The sequence below is a fragment of the Kitasatospora sp. NPDC001539 genome, assembly GCF_040298565.1.
Lineage (GTDB): Bacteria > Actinomycetota > Actinomycetes > Streptomycetales > Streptomycetaceae > Kitasatospora.
Genome location: NZ_JBEPAK010000344.1, coordinates 1 through 5,924, shown reverse-complemented (window position 1 = coordinate 5,924; position 5,924 = coordinate 1). Strand labels below are relative to the sequence as shown.

Annotated in this window: 7 protein-coding genes; 2 read left to right on the top strand and 5 right to left on the bottom strand. The window is 73.1% G+C overall.

The features are described 5' to 3' along the window. Positions 1-51 precede the first annotated feature (51 nt). Complete coding sequence (locus ABT247_RS31140) at positions 52-1,530, bottom strand: purine-cytosine permease family protein (protein ID WP_350749335.1); 1,479 nt, start codon at positions 1,528-1,530, stop codon at positions 52-54. 182 nt (positions 1,531-1,712) lie between these two features. Continuing rightward, the gene (locus ABT247_RS31135; RefSeq protein ID WP_350749332.1) at positions 1,713-2,483 is read right to left on the bottom strand and encodes a class I SAM-dependent methyltransferase; all 771 of its coding nucleotides are present in this window, start codon (positions 2,481-2,483) and stop codon (positions 1,713-1,715) included. A gap of 199 nt (positions 2,484-2,682) precedes the next feature. Between ABT247_RS31135 and ABT247_RS31130 the strand changes: the two genes are divergently transcribed. Continuing rightward, on the top strand, positions 2,683-2,988 hold the full coding sequence (locus tag ABT247_RS31130) for a hypothetical protein (RefSeq protein ID WP_350749329.1): 306 nt from the start codon (positions 2,683-2,685) through the stop codon (positions 2,986-2,988). A gap of 69 nt (positions 2,989-3,057) precedes the next feature. On the opposite strand, the gene ABT247_RS31125 is transcribed toward ABT247_RS31130, so the two are convergent. The 3 genes from ABT247_RS31125 to ABT247_RS31115 all read right to left on the bottom strand — a co-directional run bounded on the left by ABT247_RS31125 (position 3,058) and on the right by ABT247_RS31115 (position 5,304). After that, positions 3,058-3,354 carry a hypothetical protein gene (locus ABT247_RS31125; RefSeq protein ID WP_350749327.1) on the bottom strand — a complete coding sequence of 99 codons (297 nt, stop codon included), beginning with the start codon at positions 3,352-3,354 and terminating at the stop codon, positions 3,058-3,060. Positions 3,355-3,516: 162 nt separating this feature from the next. Beyond that, positions 3,517-4,179, bottom strand: a complete 663-nt coding sequence (locus tag ABT247_RS31120; RefSeq protein ID WP_350749324.1) for a hypothetical protein — start codon at positions 4,177-4,179, stop codon at positions 3,517-3,519. A gap of 402 nt (positions 4,180-4,581) precedes the next feature. Further along, complete coding sequence (locus ABT247_RS31115) at positions 4,582-5,304, bottom strand: hypothetical protein (RefSeq protein WP_350749321.1); 723 nt, start codon at positions 5,302-5,304, stop codon at positions 4,582-4,584. A 111-nt stretch (positions 5,305-5,415) separates the two neighbouring features. Here ABT247_RS31115 and ABT247_RS31110 point away from each other — a divergent pair, with 111 nt between their 5' ends. Beyond that, positions 5,416-5,850 (top strand): Hsp20/alpha crystallin family protein, encoded by a 435-nt coding sequence (locus tag ABT247_RS31110; protein WP_350749319.1) that lies wholly within the window; start codon positions 5,416-5,418, stop codon positions 5,848-5,850. The last annotated feature ends 74 nt before the right edge of the window (positions 5,851-5,924 follow it).

The following is a 5,924-nucleotide window of genomic DNA, read 5'->3' as shown; positions in this document are numbered from 1 at the left end:
CCGGCTCGGCCGAGCCGGGGACCGGGCGGTCCGGGGTGCGCGGGGGGCGGGTCAGACGGTGACCCGGTCGGTGCGCTCCGCCGGGAGGCCGGCGGGCTGCCCGGCGGTCGCGGAGGTGTTCTCCCGGGGCGCGGGGAGCACGGCCATGATCACGCCGGAGATCACGATGGTCGCCGCCCAGGCCAGCCCGTACTTGCCGACGGGAGTGCCGGAGAGCGGGCCGGCGAACCAGTCGCACGTGGTGAAGGCCAGCCCGAACAGCAGGGCGACCACCCAGGAGACCATCGCCTGCCAGCAGAAGCCGCCCGCGTACCAGTACCGGCTGTTCCTGCTGGTGTCCATCAGCGCGGCGGCGTCGTAGCGCACCGCCCGGGAGCGGCGGCGGAACATGTCCACCGCGTAGACGCCGATCCAGGCCGAGAAGGACACCGCGAGCAGGATCAGGAAGGTGATGAAGGAGCCCAGGAAGCTCTTGGCGACCAGCATCAGCATCAGGCCGCCGACCAGCGAGATCACCGCGTTGATGCTGACGGCCAGCGCGCGCGGCAGCTTGACGCCCATGGTCTGCGCGGTGAAGCCGGCCGAGTACATCGAGAGGCTGTTGATCAGCAGCATGCCCACGATCGCGGTCAGCAGGTAGGGCACCGCCAGCCAGGTCGGCAGCAGGTCACCGAGGAAGGAGACCGGGTCGGAGGCCTCGGCCAGACCGGGCGAGGCCACCGCCATCACCGCGCCCATCAGCACCATCGGCACCATCACCAGGCCGGCGCCCGAGACCGTCACGCCGACGATCTTCTTCCCGGAGGCGGCGTGCGGCAGGTAGCGGGCGAAGTCCGGGCCGGTGGGGACCCAGCTGATGCCGCCGGCGGCGATGGTGCCGACGCCGGCGACCATCATCGCCGTGGTGCCCGCGGGCTTGGAGAAGACCTCGCTCCAGTGGATGGTCGCGACCAGGTAGCCCAGCACCAGCACGCTGAAGAGGCCGAAGAGGTACGTCGACCAGGTGTTGCAGACGTTCAGCGCCTTGCGGCCCATGCCGGAGACCAGGAAGGTGCAGGCGACGAAGAGGAAGAGCGTGATCACGATCAGCGCGGTGTTGCTCTTGACGCCGAAGAGCAGGTCGAGCACGGTCAGCACGGCGTAGGCGCCGGTGACGGCGTTGATCGTCTCCCAGCCGAACCGGGCGATCCAGAGGATCGCGCCGGGGAAGAGGTTCCCGCGCACCCCGAAGGTGGCCCGCGACAGGGTCGCGCCCGGGGCGCCGCCCCACTTCCCGGAGACCGACAGCACGCCGACCATGCCGAACGAGACGACGGCGGCACACGCCGCGACGACCAGGACCTGCCAGAAGTTCAACTGGTTGAACACCACCAGGGCGGCGCCCATGGTGAGCAGCAGGACGCTGATGTTCGCCGCGACCCAGGTCGGGAAGAGCTCGCGGACTCTGCCCCCGCGCTCGTGGTCGGGGACGGGTTCGATACCGCGCGTCTCTATCGCGCCGTCGGTGTCGGCGGTGGACAGGTTGTCCATGAGGGTGGCTCCGAGCGTGTGAAGCGGGAGAAGAATCGGACATTTGGAAAATTCATGGAACTCTTCGCGCGTAGCGCGGGAGTTGAATCATCCTACGTTGTCCCGGACGTCACCCGGTCAATGCGGTCGCTCACCGACGGTGGCCGGACTTCCCGGCCTCCCGGCGGCCCTCGAGCGCCCGCTCAGCCCGCCTCCGGCCGGCGCGCGAGGAACACGAGCTCCCGGCCCGGGCGGTCCGGAGCCTCCCGCACGTCGTCGACCAGGTACCCCTGCGCGCGGAGGTCCGACTCGACCTCCTCGCGCTCCCGGAAGCGCAGGGTCGAGTCCGAGGTCAGCACCTGCCCGTCCGCCGCGAAGACGTAGGTCCACCGGAACCTCACCAGCGGCCCGCTCACACCGGTCACCTCGGCCCAGCTCCCGACCGCACCGACGCCCGGCAGCACCGTCGTGCGGTACGAGGCCTCCGGGTTCCACCGCTCCCAGGCCCGTGCGGCCGGATCCCGGGTCTCGAACACCAGCCGGCCCCCCGGCCGCAGCGATCGGTAGGCCGCGCACAGGGTCTCCCGCCACACCCCCGGGTCGGCGACGGCCTGGGCGGCGTTCGCCGTCATGGTCACCAGATCGACCCGCAGCGGCGGGAGGGCCGACGCGTCACCGCGGATCCACCGCACTCGTCCACTGCCCAGCTTGCCCTCGGCCACCTCGATCGAGGCCGCCGCCGGGTCGATCCCGACGACCTCGATCCCGCGATCGGCCAGCAGCAGGGCGAACGCTCCCGTCCCGCAGCCGATGTCCAGCACCCGGCGCGCTCCGCACTCCTCGGCGATGCGGACGTACGGCAGGAGGTCACCGCGGTCGGGGTCGAGGAGGTCGTGGATCGCGGCGAGCCGTGGATGCCCGAAGCACTCGTCAGCCCTGCCGGCGACGCTATGCGGCGACGGCCGTCGCCTCAACGCGTTTCCGCGAAGGGCCGCGGATCCCGGACGGGCTGTGCGGTGCCACCCGGTTTTACGACCGAAAAAACACGACATACAATTCGTGCAATTGTTGACATGTGCGGCGGCCGGGCCAACAGTGGGGGTGCCACCGCCGTCGCCGACCCGGCGGATCCGTGTGGCGGCCCTTCGACAGGAGATGGTTAGCGTGGACCCGATGAGCAGGGAAGGTCTGGAGCGGCTCAGGTCCCTGCTGGCCGAGCGGATCGGCGCGCCGCGCGAGCACGGCGAGGACGGCGGGCGGGTGGAGCCGCTGCGCCGACAGGTGCACCACGCGGTCACCGGCATAGACGCCTACCTCAGCGCGGTCGAGGCGGGCAGCCTCACCGTCGTGGGGCTGCACGAGCAGGCCCTGGACCTGTGGCGGAGCCTGGAGCGGATCGCCGCCGCGGAGTCCGGGCGGGAGGCCACCGGCCCCGGCGGCGCGGTCCGGGTGCCCGCGCAGTCCGCTCCCGCGGCCTGAGCGGAGGGCCGACGGCCTTGGGCCGGAATCGGAACCCGGGCCCGCACCGCCGGGCGGCAGCGGCTCCAGTCAGGACGTGACGACGTTGTAGGCCGGGTAGATCTTCGGCTCCACGTCCGGCGCGCCGATCTCCCTGAGCATCGGCCGGAGGTGCTCGCCGAACTTCCGGAAGGCGTCCTCCGACTCCCAGACGTCCACCACCAACCAGCCGTCGGGGGTGGGTGCGGCCGCGTGGGAGATGAGACCCGGCACGGGCCAGTCGGAGGCCTTCTTGACCACCCCGCGGCCGCCGGTGAGTCTGTCGGTGCCCTGTTCGTACATGGCCTGGTTCATGCCCGGGGTCTCGATGACGACGACGATCGCCATGGTGCGCTCCAGTGTCGGGGTGCGGAGGGGGACGAGCCTCAGTCGAGCACGCCGACGCGAGGGCCGCACGGCGGTCTACGGCGGACGAGTGGCCGGCCCCGGCGCCCGCGAGGGCGGTACGGGCGCCGGGCCGCCGCGGCACCGCCACCGGCGCGGGCGGCCTCACCGGACGAAGTAGTCCGGGTCGCGCTCCGCGAGGCTCGACGCCAGCGCGCGCAGGTCGGCCTCGGGGGTGTTCCTGGCGTCCGCGGACATCACGATCAGGTGGTCGCCACGGCGGACGAAGTAGAAGAGCACGTACGGGTTGACCCGGCGCCAGGTGTTCGGCGCGACCTGCTCGCAGCCGTCGCCGGACACCGTGCTGCCCAGGTCCAGCGAGTCGCAGTGCGGAGGCCGGAAGGTGCGCTCCATGGGTTGGACCGTCACCCTGACGGCCCAGTGGCCGGGATCGCCCGCGTCCACGCCTGGGCGGTCGGGCAGCAGGGTGTAGCCGAACCACCGGCCGGGCTTGCTGGTCAGCGGAGTGCCGAGGTGGTAGCCGGTGACGTCGGGCGCGTACAGCGGCACGCCGACGTCGGCGAGCGCCTCCCGCAGGCGCTCGTCCGTGCGGTGACCGCCGAGGACCGCCGACAGCGGCCAGCACAGCGCGAGGACGGCCAGCAGGACGATCCGCGGCCGCCAGAGCAGCGGCCTGGGCGCGGCCAGGACCGCGGCGACCGCGAACACGGCGGCCGTGACCAGGGGGGACAGCACCTCCGGGAGGGCCGGTGCCCCGGCCCGGTCGAACAGTTCGCGCGCCAGCCAGAAGACCAGGACGACCGCCACGGCGACTCGCCAGGCCGGACGCCCGCCAACCGCAGCGCCAGCCAGCTCGCCAGGAAACCGACCACCGCGGCCACCGCGAGGAACAGCAGAGCCACTCCCAGGCAGTCCCAGTCCTGCCGTGCGTCGCACGGCAGGACGTCCGCCCACGGCAGCGCGGCCAGCACGATCGACACGGCCCCGAGACCGGCTCCCACCCCCGCCGCCCTGACCGTCCGGGACCGGCCGATCGCCGACCGGTGGTCCTGCCGTCGAGCGTCCGCCGCCCGCCCCCCGGGTGTGCTCACCGTCCGTGCCCTCCCTGCTCCGCCGGCTGATCCGTCCGGCGACGATCATTCCGCACGGCGGCGGGGGCGGCATGAGTACGCGTACTCGGATCCGACCGCTCGGAGCGGGCAGGCCCGGTCAGGCGCGGCGGCGGTTGCTGGCGTCGCGGAGCCGGTCGGTGTGGCGGGCCAGGGCGTCGAGGCGGGTGGCGAGGTCGGCGTGGCCGGTGCCCAGGTGGGGTCGTATGCCGGCGAGGGGCTCGATCAGGTCGGCGGCGTCGGTGGTGCCGAGGGCGGCGGTCAGCGCGGCCTGGGCGGGGCGGGCCTCGCGGGCGAGGCCGACCGCGGTGATCTGGGCGGCCAGGACGCGCAGTTCGGCGGCGTTGTCGCGGGCCCAGGCGGTGATCGCGCGTTCGGCGGCCCGGCGGTCACGGACGGCCTTGACGCGCTCGGCGCCGGTCCCGGCGCCGGAGTCGGCGGCACCGGCGGGGCGCAGCCGCAGGTAGCGGTTCTCGGCGGCCTGGCGGCTGGCGACGCCCATGGGCCGGGCCAGGTCCGCCCAGGTGGCACCCGCGGCGCGGGCGGTCTCCACCAGGCCGGCCTCCCAGCCGGCCAGCTGGGTGCGGAGCTCGCGCAGCAGCACCAGGGCGGCCAGCGCCTGGTCGGGGTCGGGCTCCTGGCCTCCCTGATGGGGCACCGGCGCGGGGCGCCCGGCGGTATCGGCCGCCCCGGGCGCGTCGGGCGCCTGGGCGGCCCGGACGGCGTCGTCGATGGCGGCCAGCGCCGCGGCGGCGGCGAGGAAGGAGACGGGCTCCGCGCTCGGAGCGGGACCGGAAACGGGCTTCGGCGGCTTCGCACTCATGTAGTCACCGTACCGACGACACGAGAGGTTTGTCATCGGATGGATGACGTGTTACAACAATGACAGGTGAAGCGCACTGGCACCCATCGATCCGACTGGAGGTGTTTCGCGATGCTGCTGCGCACCGACCCGTTCCGCGAGCTGGACCGTCTGACCCAGCAGTTCCTGGGCACGACCGGCACGTGGACCCGTCCCACCCCCATGCCGCTGGACGCGTACCGCACCGGCGACGAGTACGTGATCTGCTTCGACCTCCCCGGCGTGGACCCGGAGGCGATCGACATCGACGTCGAGCGGAACATGCTGACCGTCAAGGCCGAGCGCCGTCCGCGCCACCAGGGCGACGACGTGAAGTGGGAGCTCTCGGAGCGTCCGCTCGGCGTCTTCTCGCGCCAGGTGATGCTGTCCGACACCCTCGACCCCGAGGGCATCTCGGCCGACTACGAAGAGGGCGTCCTGACCCTGCGCATCCCGGTCGCGGAGCGGGCCAAGCCCCGCAAGGTGGCGATCAGCCACAGCGGTACCCGCAAGCAGATCCAGGCCTGATCCGCCGGCTGCCCCCGTTGCCGCCCCGCGCCGCCCCGAAAACCCCCCGAGAGGGCGGCGCGGGGCATCACGGC